Source organism: Fictibacillus enclensis, from assembly GCF_001457035.1.
Lineage (GTDB): Bacteria > Bacillota > Bacilli > Bacillales > Fictibacillaceae > Fictibacillus_C > Fictibacillus_C enclensis.
This window is the reverse complement of sequence record NZ_KQ758619.1, coordinates 163875-184780: the sequence shown is the minus strand read 5'-3', so window position 1 is coordinate 184780 and position 20906 is coordinate 163875. Positions and strand designations below refer to the sequence as shown.

Here is a 20906-nt window from a genome sequence, read left to right as displayed (position 1 = left end):
AGCTGAATCGGCTTTCCATGGCAAACCACAAAAAAAGCAGGGCAGCCGCCCTGTTTTTTTCATTCTGTTATTATTTTTCCTCCGGCCGATTTCTCAAGACGGTTCATAATGGCAGTACCCATGCCTTTTTTCGGAAAGACCTCACTGAAAATAATCTCGGCCTCGCTCTCGTTAAATGCACGCAATGCATCATAAAGATGATGAGCCACACTTTCAAGCGCGTCATGGGACCCACAAGCTATGACCGTATCCGCCTGGTAAAGGTGTGTGTGCTCATTACATGACAATACACCTGTTTTTCTGCCTTTTGCTTTTTCCTTATCCACAAGCTTCTGGATAAATGCCGGTGATCCATCCACCAGGTAAAGCGGGGCATTCGGTGCATAGTGTGTGTATTTCATGCCCGGCGACTTTGGCGCCGACGTATCCGGAGAAACAAGACCTGGATCCATGGCAGTTTCACCAGCCACTTCTTCAAGCTGTTCCTTGGTCACTCCGCCAGGCCGCAGAATGGTCAGTTTTTCGGATGTACAGTCAACCACCGTGGATTCCACTCCCACACCGGTTGGACCGCCATCCAAAATACCCGCAATTCGCCCCTTTAAATCTTCATAAACATGCTGGGCAGTTGTTGGCGATGGCCTTCCCGAAATATTTGCGCTTGGTGCTGCGAGCGGCAGCCCGCTTTCACTGATCAGCTCCAACGCGACAGGATGATCCGGCATCCTTACCCCCACTGTGGACAGCCCTGCTGTCACACGTCGGGCTACCTTTTCTCCTTTGGGCAAAACAAGGGTTAGCGGTCCTGGCCAAAAGGCTTCCATCAGCATTTGCGCCCGCTTTGGAATTTCCGCCACCAAACCTTCCAGTTGGTCTAGACTTGAGATATGAACAATAAGAGGATTGTCGCTCGGCCTTCCTTTCGCCGCAAAAATCTTTTCAATCGCTTCATCGCTCTCCGCATTTCCCCCCAGTCCATATACGGTTTCCGTGGGGAAAGCAATGACCTCATTATTTTTTATCCACAGGGAAGCTTGTATAATTTGTGGATGGCCTGTAAGCGCATCGCTTTCTTTATCCACAGACCATATGTTTGTAGTAAACTCCTTCATTCCAACTATCCTTTCAAACCGCCGCTTTCCATTTTTGCAGTCTTTCACGACTATTATCCACAATTTATACACAAAAGACGATTTATTGTGCATAAATTGTGGATAATTAATTTTCCTGCAGGCTGCAATACAGCAGGACCACACCCTTTTCGGCTGTTTTTTTATAATGGGCGGTATTTTCTACATGAGCAGGAACCTTTTCTGCCGGCACTGGCCGAAATGACAGAGGCTCAAAAAGATGAACAGCCTTTGTCAGCAAATAAAGTGTCTCTACTCCTTTTTCCTTACAGTATAGCAAAATCCGCTGGATCAATCGCAAAAATATCTGTTCATTGGAATATTCCTTCTTTAAAACAAACGAACGGAGCAAACCATCCTTTTCCACCCGTTCCAGTCCTACGGTCCCAATGGTTTCGCCTTTATCATTCTCCACCACAAGGTAGTTTCCAATCCCTTCCCTCATTCCATCCGTGCCCAAACCTGCCTGCTTAACCAGATCACCGAGACTTCTTGCTTCATGCGGCATCGCCGCTCTCAAACGAATGGTCATGGCGCTCACTCTCCTCTAGTATTTTGTTAAAAGTCTATGAAACAACCATGAAAGTTATGCAGGGCTTTTAAGAGAACAGACTGCCAATCTTATTGGCCACAGAGGTAAAGACTTCTCCCAGAAAAAATTTCACTTCCACTTTTTCTTCTTTTGGTTCTTGAACAGCCGGCGCGTCTTGCTCTGCTCCTGAAGCGACTTCCTTTACTCCCTTTTGATCGGTTTTAACGGCATCCCCATTTTCAAAATCCAGAAAGCACAGTGGAGGGAAAAGCACACACCACCAATTGGCTCCCTTTCCTTTGCCAAGCGTGATCAGAAGAGCTTCATATTTGCCCGCAGGGTAAATATAGTTGCCGTACATTTTGGTTGGAAAAGCAACTTCTTTATTGAATTGTACTTTATAAGGAATATCCAGGCCAGCTTCCCGCAAATACGTCTCCACTACTTTTCTTACCTCTGGCAAATGCTTGTTAATCACTTTTTCTGCCTGATCATGTGAATCGAGACCGCCCACCCATGTGGTAATCTGTTCATTCACCTTGTCCCGGATCTTTCTTTTTAATGCCTGATCCTTTTCTGCATCACTGTTGGCCAGAATGCGGAGACGGATGGCATCATGCGGAATTTTAACCGATTCATTCATGGTCGCGTTTGCCACCTTCGTCTGGGTTTCAAAAAACAGAACCATCGCAATCAGCGATAGGAATAATAACGTCATAACCGATTTTTTCGAACGTTTCATGATCAAGCTCCCCTTTCGTTTTCTATCCTCAGTGTGGACCGGGTGGGGAGAAAACATACTACTAAACTATCAAACAAATCCCGAAAAAAAGTGACAAATAACGGGATGTGGATGTCACAAATTTCTTAAACATATCAAAAAGGTCACATAATTCCTTTCTTATAGACCGGGTCTGCTATAGTAAAGACATCCCTATCACCCCCTTTTTCATGTAGATGATGAAAACGAAGAGCCTCCCGCTAAGCGGGAGGCTCTTTATGTTGTCCTTAAACAAGGACCGGGTTTACTTGATTCAATTCACTTTTTAAGAATTTGGCAAGCTCGAGCATTCCAAATTTTCCTGCTGCCGCTTCAGCGTCCGAATTATAGTTGGTATTCGTATTGATGTCATACGTATAAATCGTACCGTCTGCGTCTTTTATAAATTCAATACCGGCCACCTGGATGTTGTTATCTGCCAGTACCTGTTCATATTTATCAATAATGCTTTCCGCGAAGTCCTGCTGAATCTGAAACTTTGGTTTAGCTGGAGCTTCTTCTCCGACCGGGCAGAACAAGTCCCCAATCTGGCAGGCATCTGCCGGACAGAGTTCAAATCCTTCAGACGTATCTACCCGTACCGCATATACAAACTTTCCGCCGACAAACTCGCATCGTGTGATGTAGGACGCCGGTGACTCGATGTATTGCTGAATAAGCGTAATCCCATCAACCGGCTCCTCGAAATCCGGGCCAAGTACATAATCCTTCAATCCCTGATAGGAATGAAAAAGCTGTACACCGAGTCCCTTTCCTGCACGGTTGTGCTTCGTAATGAACGGCTGGCCGCTGAATTGTTCCGCCGCCTGCAAAATTTGTTCCTTGCCTGCAGCTGCAATGGTTTTCGGTGTTTTCACTCCATGTGCTTCCAATTCGAGATACTGTGCCACTTTGCTGACCTCCAGCTGCAGAGCACGGCTGCCGTTCAGCACTTTTCTGCCATGGCGCTCGAGCCAGGCAATCACACTGGCAGCAAGTTCAGGAGCGTAACGGTGTCCCCGTGTATGGGAGGAAGCGCTCATGCGGCTGTAAAAAATGCCTTCCGGAGGTGTTTCGGACAGGTTAACCGTGCCCTGATCCAGATGCCAGGTTTCGTATGGTACTTCTAACTCGTCCAGCCGCTTAATTAAATGGTTGGTCCATTCATCGTTTTCGTGAATGATGTATACTTTTTTCAATTTCATCTCTCCTCTTCTCTTCTAGCTTAACGCCTTTACCTGGTTGTATTTTTCCACTAACGGCATAACTTGCTTTGAAAATCGCTCCATTTCCTCCAGCTGTGGTGAGAACTGAAGCAGCAAAAGCCCTAGTCCGGCTTCTTCATATTCAACAATCCGCTTCGCGATTTGCCCAGGCGTTCCGATCAGGTTCGGGCGCAGACCCCGGTTGGAAACAGAATAATCCTGCAGCTGAATCTGCTGCTCAAGCTGAGACTTGCTTGTAAAATCCTTAAAGCCTGCATAGCCGCTCGTTTCTTTCACATCCGTGATTCGCTCGAGCTCTGCCTGTGCTTCTTCCTCGGTATCCCTGCAGATGACGTAAGCTGCCATTCCAAACGAAGACAAGGCCTCTTTTCCCGTCCGGGCTCTACGGTTTTTCATATCTGTTATCTTGGTATGGATCTCCTCAACTGTGCCCCCATGCATGACATAGGCATCACAGGAAGAAGAGATAACCTGTTTTCCACGTTCGCTCTCACCGCCGGCATAGAGGACAGGATTAGGCCGTTGCACCGGTTTAGGCGACAGTTTTGTATTGGCAAGTTCATAGTACTTCCCTTTATAATTAAAGGTTTCTTCAGTCCAAAGGCCTTTTAGGACATCGATGAACTCCTGTGTTCGTTCATAGCGCTCATCATGTGCGGTAAAGACGCCGCCATACTGCTTCGCCTCTTCTTCCCACCAGGCAGAAACCACATTCAAGGTAAATCTTCCGCCGCTGATCTGATCAATGTTGGCAGCCATTTTGGCAGTAACCGCCGGGTTATGGAATCCGGGGCGAACCGCGGTCATGATTTCAATCTTTTCTGTAACTGCAGCCAGACCGGCCGCCGTTGTCCATGCTTCTAACGCGTCCTGTTCCGGTCCTTTTATATCATTCAAATAAAGCTCCGCAATCAGTGTGGTATCGTATCCCCATTTTTCCGCCGACTGAATCACTTGTTTTGCATAATCAAAGGTCGGAGGCATATTTTCGTCTTCCACGTTTCTGAGCCAGCCGCCGAATATGGGTAGCCAAAATCCAAATCTCATCTCTTTCTCTCCTCTGCTTTATTAAAACGAAAAAAACACAAAAAAACTTCTTCTTAGATAAGAAGAAGTTTCCGCCGCTTCAATCTTATCTTTCAGGATGTGTTCCTGCTGGATTTAGCACCTTCAAACGGGTTGCCGGGTTTCATAGGGCCAGTCCCTCCACCACTCTGGATAAGATTTATTTTATTATAGTAATCCTACAACAAAAGTAGGACTTTCGTCAATATTTTGAAAACCCAATTTCTGCAATAACCATGCGTTCCTTTTGGCTGATGTCCCGCACAGTGACCACGTCGGCTCCCGGGAAGGTAATTCGCAGCATCTCCGCTACCGTCTGGCCCTGGTCATGGCCGACTTCAAAAGCAACAATCGCTTTTGGCTTCAGCACTTGTGGCAATTCCTCCATAAACCTTCTGTAAAAAACATAACCGTCCTGGCCGCCGCTGAGCGCCCTCATCGGTTCCTGATCCTTCACGATCGTTTCAAGCCCCTCTATTTCCCAGTCAGGAATGTAAGGGGGATTGGAGACAACAATGTCCGCCTTTTCGCCTTTTTCGATCCACGGCTGCAGGAGGTCCCCATGAAGGAAACGGACGTCCGCGCCCAAACGCCAGCTGTTTTCTTTTGCCACTTCAATCGATTCTGCGGCAATATCAACCGAGGACACAGAGAGGCTCCGATTTTCCAATGCTAAAGTGATCGCAATCGCCCCACTGCCTGTGCCAACATCGATGGTCTGAATCTCCTTTTGATCCCCAAACCGTGTTTCTGAACGCTTGAGTACTTCATATACAAGTTCTTCGGTTTCGGGCCTTGGAATGAGGACTTCCCGGTTTACGATGAACCTGCGTCCGTAAAACTCTTCATAGCCCGTAATATACTGGACAGGCACACCTTCACCATGTTGTTTTACCGCTGCTTCAAATGATGCTCGCTGAGCCTCTGTCATGGGATCATTCAATCCCATGAGCAGCTCGGTCCGGCTGAGATCACCGAGCACATGACGGAGCAGCAGTTCTCCCGCTTCTGGTTCGCGTTTCTTTTCTTTTAAAAAAGATGAAGCCCAGTTCAGGGCTTCATGCCGTTTCCTATTTTCCATTTTACGCTTCCGTCTGAGCCTTCATCAAGCTGGTCTGGTCTTCTGTAATGAGAGCATCAATAAACTCATCCAGCTTGCCGAGCAAGATCTGGTCCAATTTTTGAAGAGTCAGTCCGATTCGGTGGTCGGTTACACGGTTTTGCGGGAAATTGTAGGTGCGGATTCGCTCTGAACGGTCTCCCGTTCCCACGGCAGACTTTCGGTTTTCATCATATTCCTTTTGTTTTTCCTGCTGAATTTTATCGTATACACGGGCACGGAGAACCTTCATCGCTTTTTCTTTATTCTTGATCTGTGATTTTTCATCCTGACAGGACACAACGGTTCCTGTTGGAATATGTGTAAGACGAACGGCGGACTGGGTCGTGTTAACAGACTGTCCCCCCGGTCCGCTTGAAGTAAAGGTATCTACGCGGACATCTTTTTCATGAATCTCCACTTCTACTTCTTCTGCTTCCGGAAGAATCGCTACCGTGGCTGTGGATGTATGGATACGCCCGCCGGATTCCGTAGCAGGGACACGCTGTACACGATGTGCGCCATTTTCGTATTTCAGCTTGGAATAGGCACCATTCCCATTCACCATGAAAATGATCTCTTTGTAGCCGCCAAGCTCGGTATAGCTTGCTTCGATTACTTCTGTTTTCCAGCCCTGCATTTCAGCATACCGGCTGTACATTTTATAGAGATCCCCAGCAAACAGCGCAGCCTCGTCTCCACCGGCCGCCCCACGAACCTCAACGATAACGTTTTTGTCATCGTTCGGGTCTTTAGGAAGCAGCAAGATTTTTAGCTGCTGGGTGTATTCTTCAATTTTTTCTTCAAGTTCGGCAATTTCTTCTTTCACCATGGCCGTCATTTCGGCATCCAGCTTGTCTTCAAGCATGACTTTGGCTTCATCCAAGCCTTCCTTTGCTTCCTTATATTCGCGGTATACTGCTACCGTTTCCTGAAGGGAAGATTGTTCCTTGGAATATTCTCTTAATTTATTCGTATCGTTAATGACCTCAGGGTCACTCAAAAGCTCATTTAGCTTATCGTATCGGGCTTCTATCGTTTCTAAACGTTCTAACACGCTTTTCACCTCATTTTAATGGCATAACATTCTAATTATAATACAGGGGGATGAAGCAGTCAAAAGGCTTCAGGCACCGATTTATGGCAAACAAAAAACCCGGGCTGTGCCACTTATCCCGGGAATGACTGCAATCGCTTCTTCATGGAGGACCTGACACCTTCCGCAAGCTCATCGAGCTCTGACAGAAGTTTCACTCCTTCTTTATTTTCTTTGTCTTGATATAAGATTCTGTTTACAAACTCGACAGAAATGCCGCGCGCATTTTTTTCTTGAAGCACCAGACTATCCTCAGGATTGACCCTGCCTTCTTCAAGCACCCGCATGTAATAACCCGAATATCCGGTGTCCTGAATCCACTTCACCATGAACGGCTGATTCAGTTTCGCCGCAACTTTAAAACACGGCTGACGGGGCTGACAAACCTGGACAGCTGCCTCTCCGAGCTTAAAGATATCTCCGATGAACACCTGATTTTCAGTCAGACCTTTGACGGTAAGGTTTTCACCAAAAGTGGGGATTGAAAGAGAAATGCCCAGTCCCTTTTCCCAATACGAGTAATGGTCATGCGAGTAGACACAAACCGCTTTTTCCGGACCGCCATGATGAACCGTATCCGCCTGAACATCACCTTCAAAATTCAGTCTGGACAGATAGAGCGGCTTCTGCACCTTCTCTTTATTGATAGCTGAGCTTACCCCTTTCCCCTGCCATTCAATCGTGCCTGCTTTTCCGGTATTTAATGCGACCAGGGTCCCTTCCACGTATGTACACCTCGTTTTTTCTTTTATCGTACTCTATAGAGATGCGCCTGGTAAATCCTTTTAATACATGGATGTATGATTTTTCAGCGCTTCATAATCGAGACGCTGCTGATTGATGCGGATCGCCTTTGTCAGCTCTTCAATCACAACTTTTTCATCTGTTATGATATTAAAAACAAAGGGTATGGTAGCAAAGTGACCAAAGAACTGGGTACAGCCTTTATGCCGAATATCTTGCTGCGTATCCGTGACAGGATTCACTTTTACAATAAAATTCCCCATGGATTCATAGATCGGGTCCAGAGGCTTTTCGTTTAGCTTTTTAATAAGTGTGGTGATTGGAACACAAGGTTCGTTCCAATCTGTTCCGTTTGATAGAATATCCAACATTTTCTACACCTCTCTACTATCAATGTTCGACAGGAACGATAGGTTCTTGATGGTACTGGAGCGAATGCAATTGATTAAAGAGGTTACCCCATGATTCATAGAGAAAATCCTTTATGTATAAGATTAAAGTAAAGCAATAGGGAATACTATAGCAGAACAGAAAGGGGATGGCCCATGAACTATTGTATCATTGGCGGAGATGCGGCCGGAATGAGTGCGGCCATGCAGATTGTCAGGAATGATCCGGAGGCGAGAATCACAGTATTTGAAAAGGGAGGGATTTATTCCTACGGACAATGCGGGCTTCCCTATGTGATCAGCGGGCTGATACCCTCTTCGGAATTACTGGTTGCCCGTGATGTAGCCACCTTCAGAGAAAAGTATGGTATGGATGCGAGAACCTTCCATGAAGTGGCTGGCGTTGACCCGACAGAAAAGAAAATTTATGGCGTACATACAAAAACAAAAGAAGAGTTTACCTTCTCCTATGACAAGCTTCTTATCGCAACAGGAGTCAGCCCTGTTTTGCCGCCATGGGAAGGCAGACACCTGCCAGGGGTTCATGTTGTAAAGACCATTCCAGATGTTGAAGGGATCATCAAAGACATGGACGCTTCTATTCAGGATGTGACCATTATCGGCGGTGGTTATATCGGCCTGGAAGTGGCCGAGAATTTAAAATTTCTCGGCAAAAAAGTCAGGATTATTCAACGGGGAAATCAGCTTGGCTCGATATTTGATCCCGACATGGCCGAACTGATTCTGGAAGAAGCAAAAAAGCATAACATTGAGGTTTGCCTGAATGAAGAAGTTCAGCGCTTAAAAGGAGATGACCGCGTTCAATTCGTTAAAACAGACAAACGCGACTATCCGACAGACATGGTAATCGTGGCGGCAGGCGTTAAACCCAACGTTTCCATGATTCAGAATACGGAGGTCCGGCTTCACGAAAGCGGAGCAATCCTCGTCAATCGGTATATGGAAACCAACGTAAAAGATATCTATGCAGCGGGAGACTGCGCAAGCCATTACCACCTGATTAAAGAAGTCGACGACCACATCCCGCTTGGCACGACCGCAAACAAACAGGGCCGGATTGCCGGACTGAACATGGCGGGAAAACGGAAAACGTTCAAAGGAATTGTTGGCTCTTCCATCATAAAATTCATGGAGCTGTCGCTCGGCAAAACCGGCATCTCTGTAAAAGAAGCAGAAAAGCTGCGTTTTCCAGTCGATACCGTCACCACACAGGCTAAAGATATTGCAGGGTATTTTCCCGGAGTTGAGCCACTGCAAGTAAAACTGGTATTTGATGCAAACAACCAGAGATTACTTGGCGGACAGTTTATCGGAAAATACGGGGTGGATAAAAGGGTCGATGTATTGGCAACTGCCATTTATCACGGAATGGATCTGCATGAGCTGGAGGACTTGGATCTTTGTTATGCCCCGCCATATAATGGGGTCTGGGATCCGATTCAGCAGGCAGCAAGAAGGGCAAAAAAATAAAAACGGCAAAAGCTGGGCAAGCGCTTATGTGTTTGCCGTTTTTCTATTGGTAATACTTTATATTATCAACCATCACTAAATGTCCTTTTTATCTGCTGTCAATCTTAATAGAAAATTTATAGCGTGGCACTGCCCGTTCAACAGCAGTTACAATATCCCGGCGCATTTTCGCCTTTTTTCGGGATGACATGCTCGCAGGGACATTCACATGAATATGAGCGTAGTTCCCATTGATTGTGACCATTTGTGGATTTCTGCCTGTTTTACTAATCACAGCCTCGCGAATTTTATCCTGGTCATCCGAAATATCAAAACGGGCCGTGTTCATTTTTTGATAATCATTCGGGTTTTTATTCGTTTCCGAACTGTAATTGAATCGGGGATTATTTTTAGTGGCATGATAGTTGACGATGCCATGGCCCCAAATGTTGTCTTTTATGTTTTTATTCGATTCATTGGCCGTGGGCTCAAAATGATCTTTGGAAACGGGAGAACAGGCACTCAGCAGTACGGATAGAATGATAAAAATTCCCGTTTTTTTCACAGAAAACACCTCCCTTAGGTAATAGGGTTTGTGAGTATTCTGCAAAACATACAGACAAAAAAAGGATGGTTCTCCAGAAGGTGCAATCACTGCAATCACTACCTCAAGAGGACCATCCCCTTTTTATTCAGACTGCTCAACAAGGCTGGTGAGCAGAGTATTAGGCTTTCCCGGCACTTCATGACAATGACGGCAGCGCGGCTCGTACGATTCCGAAGCGCCCACTAGAATAATGGGATCATCATAAGAAGCAGGCTTCCCATTAATGAGCCGTTGTGTGCGGCTTGCCGGAGATCCGCATACCATGCAAATCGCCTGAAGCTTTGTCACCGTTTCAGCAAGCGCCATTAGCTTGGGCATGGGACCGAACGGTTCGCCTCTGAAATCCTGGTCAAGACCCGCAACAATCACCCGAATGCCATGGTCTGCCAATTCCTGAACAACTGAAATCACATCTTCATCAAAGAATTGAATTTCATCAATGGCTACTACTTCCGTGTCAGGAGAAACCTTTTTCAGGATATCGACAGACTTTTCAACAGGCTTGGCAATAACAGCTGTTCCGTTATGGGAAACCACCGACTCTTCACTGTAACGGTTGTCAATCACCGGCTTGAACACCTGCACTTCAAGCTTTCCATATTTCGCCCGGCGGACCCTGCGAATCAGTTCTTCGGATTTCCCCGAAAACATGCTCCCGCAAATGACTTCAACCCAGCCATTATGCTTCATTACATACATGTTCGTTCTCCTTCCCATGTTCATTTATGAATACATTCTATATTATGTACGTTCGTTCGTACCTGCAATGCCTGAAAAACAGCGGAATTCCGCATAAATTCACAAAAAAAAGGAGCAAGAAGTTCTCTTGCCCCTTACAACTTGCAGCATATTACTTAAGATTGTATTTCTTTTTGAAACGGTCAACACGTCCGCCAACATCAGTAAACTTCTGACGACCAGTGTAGAATGGGTGTGTATCGGAACTAACATCCACTTTAATTACAGGATAAGTATTTCCATCTTCCCATTCAATGGTTTCGTTAGAAGACATTGTAGAGCCGGACAAGAACTTGTAACCGCTGCTTGCATCCATAAATACAACTTTTTTATAGTCAGGATGTAAATTTGGCTTCATTCGTTCTCAACTCCTTCTGCCCTGAATCCTGTGAATCCAGAGTTAAAATAAGCACATAGCAGTAGTATAACAGGGTGCTGGTTGTTTTGCAACCGCAATTTCCTTATATTCTTCAGGAATTCGACAAAGACTTCACGCGCTTGTTCGAGCCTGATTTTTCAGCTTCAAACATATTGAAAAATTCTTCATTATTGGTGGTCTTTCGTAAACGCTTCATAAAGGTGTCTACGAAGTCATAGGAATCATCCATCGTCTTGCGGATGGCCCACAAAGATTCAAGGTGATCCTTCTGAATAAGCATTTCTTCTTTTCGTGTTCCTGACCGGCGGATATCAATGGCAGGGAAAATACGGCGTTCGGCCAGTTTCCTGTCCAAATGCAGCTCCATGTTGCCTGTCCCTTTAAATTCCTCATAAATCACATCATCCATACGGGAGCCAGTCTCAATCAGCGCTGTCGCCAAAATGGTCAGACTGCCACCTTCCTCGATGTTACGCGCCGCTCCAAAAAAGCGTTTTGGACGGTGGAAGGCAGCAGGATCAATACCTCCGGACAGCGTACGCCCGCTCGGCGGAATGACCAGGTTGTAGGCTCGAGCCAGCCGGGTAATACTATCTAAAAGGATAACCACATCTTTTTTATGTTCAACCAGGCGCATAGCGCGATCAAGTACAAGCTCTGCGACTTTGATGTGGTTTTCAGGCACCTCATCAAATGTGGAGCTCACCACATCTCCCTTAACGGAACGTTCAATGTCGGTTACTTCTTCCGGACGTTCATCAATAAGCAAAACGATTAGTTCTGTATCCGGGTGATTGGTGGAGACACTGTGCGCAACCTCTTTCAGCAAGCTTGTTTTTCCTGCTTTAGGAGGAGCCACAATCAATCCACGCTGACCGAAGCCAACAGGGGCAATCATATCCATAATGCGGGTTGAAAGATTGGTGCGCCCGGTTTCAAGCACCATTTTCTTTTCCGGATACAGCGCTGTCAATGCAGGAAAATGCACACGTTCCTTAGCTGTATCAGGATCCTCACCATTTACCGCTTCAACCTGAAGCAAGCCATAATATCTTTCATTTTCCTTCGGAGGACGGACTTTGCCTGAAACTTTATCCCCGTTTCTTAAATCAAAACGGCGGATCTGGGAAGCAGAAATGTAAATATCCTGAGAGCTTGGCGAGTAGTTGATCGGACGTAAAAAGCCAAATCCCTCGTTAGGAATGACTTCCAGAATCCCTTCCATAAATGAATAGCCATCCTGCTCAGCCTGTGCTTTTAGAATGGAAAACATCAATTCCCTTTTTGTCAGTTTTCCATAATACGGTACTTTATATTGTCGTGCTAATTCATATAGTTCTTTTAATTTTTTTGTTTCTAATTCAGATAATATTAAACCCATTTTGACACCACACTTTATTCTATTTTCTCAATCGTTTATTTCCTGTTTTTGATCGTTTAATTGAAAGAACAGGGCAACGGAAATGAAGGGTTGGAAGGATACATTTTGAAGTAATAACCGAAAGTGGATAATTAAAATCTATGAATAAATACAATACTTCATATTTTAACCACAAATACTGACTTTAATCAAGTCCAATAAAGAAGAACACCGCAAAAAGCAAAAATGCCGGACGCTTTCCTCTGCACATCTTTATAGAAGTTAGTGTGCAGAGGCTCCAAAAGCGCCGACGTTTTTTGCAATGTTTATGGTTTTATAACAAGGTCTGGTTTCTTTTTGAGACTGTGTCTGCCATCAATAAAGCGGACGGTACCCGATTTTGCACGCATAACAACGGAATGTGTTGTTCCGACGGTTCCTTTAAACTGGACGCCTTTTAAAAGCTCCCCGTCCGTTACACCCGTTGCAGCAAATATCGCATCATCGCCCTTTACGAGGTCTTCCATGCGGAGTACCTTATCAATGTCAGTAATCCCCATTTTCCGGCAACGCTCCAGCTCTGCTTCATCCTGAGGGAGCAATTTGCCTTGCAATTCTCCACCAAGGCATTTAAGCGCGACAGCAGCGATAACTCCTTCAGGTGCACCTCCGGAACCGAATAAAATATCAACACCTGTTCCTTCAAACGCCGTATTAATGGCCGCGGCGACATCGCCGTCGGAAATCAGCTTGATCCTTGCTCCCGCTTCTCTGATTTCCTGAATGACTTTTTCATGTCGTGGACGGTTTAGAACGATGGCCACCAAATCCTCGACATCCTTATTACGGGCTTTCGCTACCGCTCTCAAGTTGTCGATGGTTGGGGCATTGATGTCAATCATCCCCACAGCTTCAGGACCCACTGCAATCTTATCCATATACATATCCGGTGCATGCAGCAGGTTTCCATGGTCTGCTACAGCCAAAACAGCCAGCGCATTCCAGGTACCGGAAGCCACAATGTTTGTTCCTTCCAGTGGGTCAACGGCCACATCCACACGCGGTCCATAACCCGTACCTAGTTTTTCACCGATATACAGCATTGGAGCTTCATCCATTTCTCCCTCTCCAATAACAACCGTTCCCTTCATAGGGACTGTATCAAAAACATCCCGCATGGCTGTTGTTGCTGCATCATCTGCCTCATCCTTGACACCCCGTCCCATCCATCGGGCGGAAGCGAGTGCAGCAGCTTCTGTTACACGTACTAGTTCCATTGATAAACTACGTTCCATTGTAAAATTATCCCCCTTGTTAAACGCTTACAGTAATTTGAAATGCTGAAGTGAACGGATAGAGACGAATGGCATTGGAACTCTTGAACATCAACACGCTTTTTGTGTTGCGTGAAAGAGTGAAATGACCGAGTCTCTGTTCACTGAAGCTGGACAATGAAATGCTGAGATGGCCGCTCAAAAGCAAGAAGTGTTGGAACTCTTGAACACAAATACGCTTTTTGTATTTTGTGAGAGAGTGAAACAATCGAGCTTTTGGCCATTGAAGCTGAACAAAGAAATGCTGAAGTGAACGGATAGAGACGAACGGCATTGGAACTCTTGAACATCAACACGCTTTTTGTGTTGCGTGAAAGAGTGAAATGACCGAGTCTCTGTTCACTGAAGCTGGACAAAGAAATGCTGAAGTGAACGGTTAGAGATTGAACGGCCTGAGACAAATAACAGTGCAGGACGGAATTTCGACCGAAATCCGCCCTTATTTTTCGACTTCTTCAAGTTCCTCGATATCAAGATTCTCGCGCCAAATTTTCGCACCGAGTCCAACCAGCTTATCAACAAGAGACTCATAACCGCGGTCGATATGTTCAAGTCCGGAAACCTCTGTGATGCCTTCCGCCATGAGGCCTGCAACCACAAGGGCAGCTCCCGCTCTCAGGTCGCTGGCTTTTACCTTCGCTCCCTCAAGACGGGCTTGTCCATTAATAATGGCAGACCGGCCTTCTACTTTTACATTCGCACCCATTCTTCGCAATTCATCAATATGCTTAAATCGTGCAGAATAAATCGTATCCGTTACAAGGCTTGTTCCTTCAGCCTTAGTAAGGAGCGAAGTGAACGGCTGTTGAAGATCCGTAGGGAAACCAGGATAGACCAGCGTTTTAATGTCGACACTTTTCAACGGCCCTTTACTGCTATGAATCAGAACCTGATCGTCTTTCGTTTCAATCTGTATACCCATTTCGCGAAGTTTGGCAATCAATGATTCCAAATGCAGAGGAATGACATTGTCTATAACAACCTGCTGGCCGACTGCTGCAGCCAGGATCATGTAAGTGCCTGCCTCAATGCGGTCCGGAATAATGGAATGGCGGCAGCCATGCAGGTGATCGACACCATCGATCCGGATTACATCTGTACCCGCACCTTTTATTTTGGCTCCCATGCTTGTAAGCAGAGTGGCCACATCGATAATTTCCGGTTCCTTAGCCGCATTCTCAATAATCGTCTGTCCTTTGGCCCTTACAGCCGCCAGCATAATATTAATCGTTGCGCCAACACTCACCACATCTAAATAGATTCGTGCTCCAATAAGTTCATCTGCACGTAGGTAGATGGCTCCTTGTTCATTGGTCACTTTTGCGCCCAATGCTTCAAAACCTTTAATATGCTGGTCAATCGGTCTTGGCCCCAGGTTGCATCCTCCAGGCAGGCCGATAACCGCTTTTTTAAACCGGCCCAGCATCGCACCCATCAAATAATAAGAAGCCCTCAGCTTCTTTACCTTGCCATTGGGCAATGGCATGGCAATCATTTTTTCCGGATTGACCGTTAATGTATTATTCTCATCGAGTTCGGCTTCACCGCCGATTTCTTCAAGCAATGCTCTAAGTAAGTGAACATCTGATATATTAGGCAGCTGATCTATGATGACTTGGGATTCTGCAAGAATGGTAGCTGGGATTAACGCGACTGCACTGTTTTTGGCTCCGCTGATATGAACGGTTCCTTCTAGGGGATAACCCCCTTCTATCATAAGCTTTTGTTCCATGGTCTGCTCCCTTCTCCATCAAGCATATCTGACGGTGGTCTTTTGTTGTAGTATTCTCGGACAACTGGAATATCATGCTAATTAAATCTCATTTAATGGAAAAAACCAAAAACAAGCACCACAAAAGGTGGTGCTTGTATAGGTCTTATTCAGATCTATCCGCGGTTTTTAACAGCTTCCCAATCGCTAAGGAAACGCTCTATACCCTGATCTGTTAATGGGTGGTTAGTGAGGCTCTTAATAACTTTAAGCGGGATTGTAGCGATATGTGCACCGCCAAGAGCCGCTTGAGTTACATGGATCGGGTGACGAACGGATGCAGCGATGATCTGGGTCGGAAGTTCATGAATCGCGAAGATTTCTGAGATCTCAGTAATCAGCTTCAATCCATCCTGACCAATATCATCGAGTCTTCCAAGGAATGGTGATACATAAGTTGCTCCAGCTCGTGCTGCAAGCAATGCCTGGTTTGCGTTGAAGATCAATGTAACGTTTGTTTTGATGTTCATGTCGCTGAAAGCTTTTACTGCTTTTAGACCTTCAGTCGTCATCGGCACTTTAACAGTAACGTTTGGAGCAATTGCAGCAAGCTCTTTACCTTCTGCAACCATTTCCTCAGCATTTAAGGATACGACTTCCGCACTTACAGAACCCGGAACAAGCTCAGCAATTTCTTTGATTCGGCTGTGGAAATCCACGCCTTCTTTTGCTACAAGTGTCGGGTTGGTTGTAACCCCGGATAAAATACCAAGGTCATGTGCTTCCCGGATTTCATCAATATTTGCTGTATCAATAAAAAATTTCATGATTTAATTCACTCCTAAAAATTTAAGTGTTGGGCAGACGTTAGTCTAAAATCTTCTTTAGTCTTTTCCACACAACAACTTTCATACCCGAATTTAATGCTTTTAACACTTTTTATTGTAAATGAAACCGCCTATCATGTATAGGCGGTTTCATAGCAGTCAGCAAAAAAAGCGAATACCTTTTTTTGCTTCTGTATATTACTTACGCCTTGTTTGAAGAACCGAACTCGCGCATTTTACCTTTAACTGTTTCCTGGATCGCATCACGGGCTGCAGTAAGGTATTTACGAGGATCGTATTTGTCTGGGTTAGCAGCAATAAATTCTTTTACTGCATTGAAAGACGCAATTTGGTTTTCAGTGTTTACATTAATTTTTGCTGTTCCCAAAGAAATCGCTTTTTGGATATCATGGGTTGGGATGCCTGTCCCGCCGTGAAGCACAAGAGGCACACCAGTCAATTCGTTAACTTCTTTCATGCGGTCAAAACCAAGATTTGGTTCCCCTTTGTAAGGGCCATGTACACTTCCAAGTGCAGGAGCAAAGCAGTCCACACCAGTCTCACGAACAAGCTGGTCACATTCAGAAGGAATAGCATAAGCAGCTTCAGCATCATCCACCACAAGGTCGTCTTCCTGTCCGCCGATGCGGCCAAGTTCTGCTTCAACAGATACGCCGTGGAAGTGAGCAAGCTCAACTACTTTTTTAGTTAATTCGATGTTTTCTTCCAATGGGAAGTGAGATCCGTCGATCATGACAGAAGTAAATCCAGCGTGAATTGCTTCTGCGCATTTTTGGTAGCTGGAACCATGGTCAAGATGGATAGCAACCGGAACGGTCATTTTATATTCTTCCATGAGTGCTTTAACCATGCTGACAACAAGCTTAAAACCACCCATGTAACGAGCAGCACCTTCTGATACCCCAAGAATAACTGGAGAGTTTTCTTCTTGAGCAGCTTTTAGGATCGCTTGGGTAAATTCAAGGTTGTTGATGTTGAATTGACCGACTGCATATCCTTCGGCTTTTCCTTTTTCGAGCATTTCCTTCATTGAAACTAAAGGCATCTTTCATGTCCTCCCTTTGCTTTTGGCACAAAAAAACGGAAAAGAACCATCTTCGTTCACTTTCCGAAAATGCCATATGTTAAACATGCATAGTATATTTTCAAATCCATTATAGCATACCAATAGCGCTTGAAAACCGCAATAAATCAGGCTTTTTGCGTGCAAGCGCTACCATTGCCGATATGTCAATGTTTAAACGAATTTTGTATTACCCAGCATTAATTGGTAATTCTTTCCTTACAGCTGCCCGGATCTCATCAATGTCAAACGGCTTTGCAAAGTGAGTAATTGCCCCAAGCTTGATCGCTTCATGGATCATGTCCAGCTCACCGTATGCTGTCATGATGATGACTTGTATGGAAGCATCCAGCTTTTTAACTCTGCGAAGAATTTCCAACCCATCCATTCCCGGAATTTTCATATCCAAAATCACGAGATCAGGACTTTCTTTATGAACGATCGCCAAAGCTTGCACGCCATTTGCTGCCTGAAATGTCTGATACCCTTCCTTTTGAAAAATTTCATTAAGAAGAATTCGAATCCCGTACTGGTCATCAACAATTAGTATTTTACCCAACCTGCTCACCTCTGCCTTATTTTTCGTTCAACATTCTTATTCTAAACCTTATTCGGCAAGGTTTGCCAAATTCCTGCTGCTTGAAGTGAAATAAAAAAATGAATGAGATATACTACATTCATACAAAAACCTGTAAAAAGGAGATTTTATGCAAAAAATATTTTCGACCCAGCTTAATGGTATATTCACAAAAATACAGCAAGAAAGCGAGTATGCGATTGAAGATGCAGCGCGTTTACTTGCCCAGACCCTAATCACCCGGGGTACCGTTTATTTTGCGACAAAAGATGAGATGAAAGCAATCGCTGCTGAAGGATTGAACGGAGCTGAAGCTTTTCCTGCTGCCAAAGAGCTATCAGATACGGATATTCCTGAGTTGACAAGTACAGATATTGTCATTGCAGCAACAGGCTTTCGGGAAGATGAGGGACTGCTTGGTCTTATACGTAAAGTGAAAGACCAGACAGAAACTCCTGTCATCCTTCTTGCCACCCGAAAAAAAGAGGGAGCACCCCAAGAAGAGGAATGGGATTCCTATATTCCTTTACATTTGAGAGGCGGACTCGTTCCTTTTGAAAATGGCGGACGTTCCGGCATTCCCTCTGCCATGGCAGGCCTTTTTGCTTACCATGTGATCTGTTTGACTGCAAAAGAAATATTGGAGGAGTATGAATAAAAAAATTTTAAAAACTTTGAAGGATATTGTCGCTTATTCGCGAAATTTTGAATAGAGGTGGGACTAAGGTCCTAAACTTCCCCAGCCCTTTTGTTTATGGCACCTTTGTTTCCTCATAAGTCATAACCTCATACAAACTCCACCGAAACTCGTGCCTGCAACAGGATTCACCAAGCAGGTTGGCACAACCGAAGCACGTGGCCCTTTACCCACTGCAGTTTCCCCTCTCAAAAAACTGCAGCTTACCTCCAAAGGGCCAACGGGCTGATCAACAGATAAAAAACCCCCGGCTCCGAATTAGCCGGGGGTTTTTCGTATACGATTTCTTACTTCTTCTGTTGAAGCGCTGCTCCAATAAATTCACGGAATAAAGGCTGCGGACGGGTAGGACGTGAAATAAATTCAGGATGGAATTGGGATGCTACAAACCAAGGGTGATCCTTGAGCTCGACAATTTCCACCAAACGTCCATCAGGGCTTGTTCCGGAGAAGACAAATCCTTGCTTTTCCATTTGCTCACGGTATTCGTTGTTAAATTCATAACGATGGCGGTGACGCTCGTAAACCACTTCATCCTGATACGCATCATAAGCTTTTGTTCCTTCATTCAGCTTGCAAGGGTAAAGTCCGAGGCGGAGCGTTCCTCCAAGATCCTCGATATCTTTTTGTTCAGGAAGCAAGTCAATAATAGGAAAATCAGTCGTTGGAAGCAGCTCTGTAGAATGAGCATTGTCCATTCCTAGCACATTACGGGCAAACTCTACAGAAGCAAGCTGCATGCCAAGACAAATTCCAAGATAAGGGACCTTGTTTTCGCGGGCAAACTGAATGGCAAGAATTTTCCCTTCAACACCACGATCACCAAATCCGCCAGGAACAAGGACTCCATCTGCATCTTTTAGAATATCGTTGACGTTTTCTTTTGTCACATCTTCTGAATTGATCCATTCGATATCAATATCCGCATCATGATAGTATCCTGCATGCCGCAACGACTCTACTACCGAAATATAAGCGTCCTGAAGGGCTACATATTTACCTACCAGCGCAATCTTCGCTTTTCCGGAAAGGTTCAGCACACGGTCGATCAGCGCTTTCCATTCGCCCATATCGGCTTCCCGGCAATCCAGCTTCAAGTGCTCACATACAATCTGATCCATTTTCTGTTCCTGCAAATCCATTGGAACACGGTACAAGGTGTCTGCATCACGTGCTTCAATGACTGCTTTTGGATTGATGTCACAGAACAGCGCGATTTTTTCCTTCATATCATCGGAAACAGGCATTTCCGTGCGGACAACAATGATGTTTGGCTGAATTCCAAGGCTGCGAAGCTCTTTAACACTGTGTTGTGTTGGCTTGGTTTTCAGTTCACCTGCCGCTTTAATATAAGGAATGAGCGTACAATGGATATACATGACATTCTCAGAACCTACGTCACTTTTGATTTGGCGGATGGCTTCCAAAAAAGGCAAGCTTTCGATGTCGCCGACGGTTCCGCCGATTTCGGTAATCACAACATCAGCGTTTGTTTCCCGTCCGGCACGGAAAACGCGCTCTTTAATTTCATTGGTGACATGAGGGATAACCTGAACCGTACCACCCAAATACTCTCCTCGTCGTTCCTTACGCAAAACGGTAGAGTAAATTTTTCCAGTTGTAACGGAGCTGAATTTATTCAAATTGATATCGATAAAACGCTCGTAATGGCCAAGGTCAAGGTCCGTTTCCGCACCATCATCCGTTACAAACACTTCTCCATGCTGATAAGGACTCATCGTTCCAGGATCGACGTTAATGTACGGGTCAAACTTTTGAGTTGTAACCTTGACGCCTCTATTTTTTAGCAAGCGGCCCAACGATGCCGCTGTAATTCCCTTTCCAAGAGACGAAACCACTCCGCCTGTTACAAAAATATATTTTGCCATTCTTTATTCCCCCTCTGGATAATCACTAGTAAGTATTTCCCTCCGCCTCTGTTTCAAGCAGAATAAACGAATAAGAAAAAAAGAAGCTATAAAATAAAAAAAACAAAAGTGACTCCTCCCCAATTAATGGGGGCACTTTTGTTTTTATCTGCAATAATCGAATTATATATACGTTTAGCCCAAAAATGATTC

The 20906-nt window shown here is 45.1% G+C and carries 21 protein-coding genes and 1 riboswitch; of the genes, 2 read left to right on the top strand and 19 right to left on the bottom strand.

Annotation, left to right across the window (positions count from 1 at the left end; translation table 11 throughout):
• Positions 1–59: 59 nt before the first annotated feature.
• The 9 genes from AS030_RS16240 to AS030_RS16200 form a co-directional block, all read right to left on the bottom strand.
• The gene (locus AS030_RS16240) at positions 60–1112 is read right to left on the bottom strand and encodes an L-threonylcarbamoyladenylate synthase (protein WP_061973476.1); all 1053 of its coding nucleotides are present in this window, start codon (positions 1110–1112) and stop codon (positions 60–62) included.
• Between the two features lie 106 nt (positions 1113–1218).
• Complete coding sequence (locus AS030_RS16235; protein WP_061973474.1) at positions 1219–1662, bottom strand: GNAT family N-acetyltransferase; 444 nt, start codon at positions 1660–1662, stop codon at positions 1219–1221.
• A 67-nt stretch (positions 1663–1729) separates the two neighbouring features.
• Positions 1730–2404 carry a stage II sporulation protein R gene (spoIIR, locus tag AS030_RS16230; protein WP_061973472.1) on the bottom strand — a complete coding sequence of 225 codons (675 nt, stop codon included), beginning with the start codon at positions 2402–2404 and terminating at the stop codon, positions 1730–1732.
• A 266-nt stretch (positions 2405–2670) separates the two neighbouring features.
• Positions 2671–3621 (bottom strand): ATP-grasp domain-containing protein, encoded by a 951-nt coding sequence (locus AS030_RS16225; protein ID WP_061973470.1) that lies wholly within the window; start codon positions 3619–3621, stop codon positions 2671–2673.
• 21 nt (positions 3622–3642) lie between these two features.
• Complete coding sequence (locus tag AS030_RS16220; RefSeq protein WP_061973468.1) at positions 3643–4695, bottom strand: LLM class flavin-dependent oxidoreductase; 1053 nt, start codon at positions 4693–4695, stop codon at positions 3643–3645.
• An 82-nt stretch (positions 4696–4777) separates the two neighbouring features.
• A riboswitch (SAM riboswitch) is annotated at positions 4778–4873 on the bottom strand.
• 42 nt (positions 4874–4915) lie between these two features.
• Entirely contained in the window at positions 4916–5794 is an 879-nt protein-coding gene (gene prmC, locus AS030_RS16215; RefSeq protein WP_061973466.1) for a peptide chain release factor N(5)-glutamine methyltransferase, read from the bottom strand.
• A 1-nt stretch (position 5795) separates the two neighbouring features.
• On the bottom strand, positions 5796–6869 hold the full coding sequence (gene prfA / locus AS030_RS16210) for a peptide chain release factor 1 (RefSeq protein WP_061973464.1): 1074 nt from the start codon (positions 6867–6869) through the stop codon (positions 5796–5798).
• A 113-nt stretch (positions 6870–6982) separates the two neighbouring features.
• Positions 6983–7633 (bottom strand): MOSC domain-containing protein, encoded by a 651-nt coding sequence (locus AS030_RS16205; RefSeq protein ID WP_061973462.1) that lies wholly within the window; start codon positions 7631–7633, stop codon positions 6983–6985.
• Positions 7634–7693: 60 nt separating this feature from the next.
• The gene (locus tag AS030_RS16200) at positions 7694–8023 is read right to left on the bottom strand and encodes a hypothetical protein (protein ID WP_061973460.1); all 330 of its coding nucleotides are present in this window, start codon (positions 8021–8023) and stop codon (positions 7694–7696) included.
• A gap of 174 nt (positions 8024–8197) precedes the next feature.
• Between AS030_RS16200 and AS030_RS16195 the strand changes: the two genes are divergently transcribed.
• Positions 8198–9532 carry an FAD-dependent oxidoreductase gene (locus AS030_RS16195; protein ID WP_061973458.1) on the top strand — a complete coding sequence of 445 codons (1335 nt, stop codon included), beginning with the start codon at positions 8198–8200 and terminating at the stop codon, positions 9530–9532.
• A gap of 88 nt (positions 9533–9620) precedes the next feature.
• Here AS030_RS16195 and AS030_RS16190 read toward each other — a convergent pair whose 3' ends face one another.
• The 9 genes from AS030_RS16190 to AS030_RS16150 all read right to left on the bottom strand — a co-directional run bounded on the left by AS030_RS16190 (position 9621) and on the right by AS030_RS16150 (position 18110).
• A complete protein-coding gene (locus tag AS030_RS16190; RefSeq protein WP_061973456.1) occupies positions 9621–10076 on the bottom strand; it encodes a hypothetical protein in 456 nt (151 codons plus the stop codon).
• 123 nt (positions 10077–10199) lie between these two features.
• Complete coding sequence (locus AS030_RS16185; RefSeq protein WP_061973454.1) at positions 10200–10817, bottom strand: thymidine kinase; 618 nt, start codon at positions 10815–10817, stop codon at positions 10200–10202.
• A gap of 151 nt (positions 10818–10968) precedes the next feature.
• Positions 10969–11214, bottom strand: a complete 246-nt coding sequence (locus AS030_RS16180) for a type B 50S ribosomal protein L31 (RefSeq protein ID WP_061973452.1) — start codon at positions 11212–11214, stop codon at positions 10969–10971.
• A 112-nt stretch (positions 11215–11326) separates the two neighbouring features.
• Complete coding sequence (gene rho / locus AS030_RS16175; RefSeq protein ID WP_061973450.1) at positions 11327–12616, bottom strand: transcription termination factor Rho; 1290 nt, start codon at positions 12614–12616, stop codon at positions 11327–11329.
• Positions 12617–12921: 305 nt separating this feature from the next.
• Entirely contained in the window at positions 12922–13890 is a 969-nt protein-coding gene (glpX, locus tag AS030_RS16170; protein ID WP_061973448.1) for a class II fructose-bisphosphatase, read from the bottom strand.
• 478 nt (positions 13891–14368) lie between these two features.
• A complete protein-coding gene (locus AS030_RS16165; RefSeq protein WP_061973446.1) occupies positions 14369–15661 on the bottom strand; it encodes a UDP-N-acetylglucosamine 1-carboxyvinyltransferase in 1293 nt (430 codons plus the stop codon).
• A 155-nt stretch (positions 15662–15816) separates the two neighbouring features.
• Entirely contained in the window at positions 15817–16467 is a 651-nt protein-coding gene (fsa, locus tag AS030_RS16160) for a fructose-6-phosphate aldolase (protein ID WP_061973444.1), read from the bottom strand.
• 202 nt (positions 16468–16669) lie between these two features.
• Positions 16670–17533, bottom strand: a complete 864-nt coding sequence (fba, locus tag AS030_RS16155) for a class II fructose-1,6-bisphosphate aldolase (RefSeq protein ID WP_061973441.1) — start codon at positions 17531–17533, stop codon at positions 16670–16672.
• A 208-nt stretch (positions 17534–17741) separates the two neighbouring features.
• Positions 17742–18110: a response regulator gene (locus AS030_RS16150; protein ID WP_061973438.1), complete on the bottom strand. Its 369-nt coding sequence runs from the start codon at positions 18108–18110 to the stop codon at positions 17742–17744.
• 148 nt (positions 18111–18258) lie between these two features.
• Here AS030_RS16150 and AS030_RS16145 point away from each other — a divergent pair, with 148 nt between their 5' ends.
• The gene (locus tag AS030_RS16145) at positions 18259–18786 is read left to right on the top strand and encodes a DUF2529 family protein (RefSeq protein WP_061973435.1); all 528 of its coding nucleotides are present in this window, start codon (positions 18259–18261) and stop codon (positions 18784–18786) included.
• Positions 18787–19112: 326 nt separating this feature from the next.
• On the opposite strand, the gene AS030_RS16140 is transcribed toward AS030_RS16145, so the two are convergent.
• Positions 19113–20714 carry a CTP synthase gene (locus tag AS030_RS16140; protein ID WP_061973433.1) on the bottom strand — a complete coding sequence of 534 codons (1602 nt, stop codon included), beginning with the start codon at positions 20712–20714 and terminating at the stop codon, positions 19113–19115.
• Positions 20715–20906 lie beyond the last annotated feature (192 nt).

Coding starts and splice junctions, on each gene's coding strand:
- AS030_RS16240 (WP_061973476.1), bottom strand. CDS start 1,112: ATGAAGGAGTTTACTACAAACATATGGTCTGTGGATAAAGAAAGCGAT.
- AS030_RS16235 (WP_061973474.1), bottom strand. CDS start 1,662: ATGACCATTCGTTTGAGAGCGGCGATGCCGCATGAAGCAAGAAGTCTC.
- spoIIR (WP_061973472.1), bottom strand. CDS start 2,404: ATGAAACGTTCGAAAAAATCGGTTATGACGTTATTATTCCTATCGCTG.
- AS030_RS16220 (WP_061973468.1), bottom strand. CDS start 4,695: ATGAGATTTGGATTTTGGCTACCCATATTCGGCGGCTGGCTCAGAAAC.
- prmC (WP_061973466.1), bottom strand. CDS start 5,794: ATGGAAAATAGGAAACGGCATGAAGCCCTGAACTGGGCTTCATCTTTT.
- AS030_RS16200 (WP_061973460.1), bottom strand. CDS start 8,023: ATGTTGGATATTCTATCAAACGGAACAGATTGGAACGAACCTTGTGTT.
- AS030_RS16195 (WP_061973458.1), top strand. CDS start 8,198: ATGAACTATTGTATCATTGGCGGAGATGCGGCCGGAATGAGTGCGGCC.
- AS030_RS16185 (WP_061973454.1), bottom strand. CDS start 10,817: ATGTATGTAATGAAGCATAATGGCTGGGTTGAAGTCATTTGCGGGAGC.
- AS030_RS16180 (WP_061973452.1), bottom strand. CDS start 11,214: ATGAAGCCAAATTTACATCCTGACTATAAAAAAGTTGTATTTATGGAT.
- rho (WP_061973450.1), bottom strand. CDS start 12,616: ATGGGTTTAATATTATCTGAATTAGAAACAAAAAAATTAAAAGAACTA.
- glpX (WP_061973448.1), bottom strand. CDS start 13,890: ATGGAACGTAGTTTATCAATGGAACTAGTACGTGTAACAGAAGCTGCT.
- AS030_RS16165 (WP_061973446.1), bottom strand. CDS start 15,661: ATGGAACAAAAGCTTATGATAGAAGGGGGTTATCCCCTAGAAGGAACC.
- fsa (WP_061973444.1), bottom strand. CDS start 16,467: ATGAAATTTTTTATTGATACAGCAAATATTGATGAAATCCGGGAAGCA.
- fba (WP_061973441.1), bottom strand. CDS start 17,533: ATGCCTTTAGTTTCAATGAAGGAAATGCTCGAAAAAGGAAAAGCCGAA.
- AS030_RS16145 (WP_061973435.1), top strand. CDS start 18,259: ATGCAAAAAATATTTTCGACCCAGCTTAATGGTATATTCACAAAAATA.
- AS030_RS16140 (WP_061973433.1), bottom strand. CDS start 20,714: ATGGCAAAATATATTTTTGTAACAGGCGGAGTGGTTTCGTCTCTTGGA.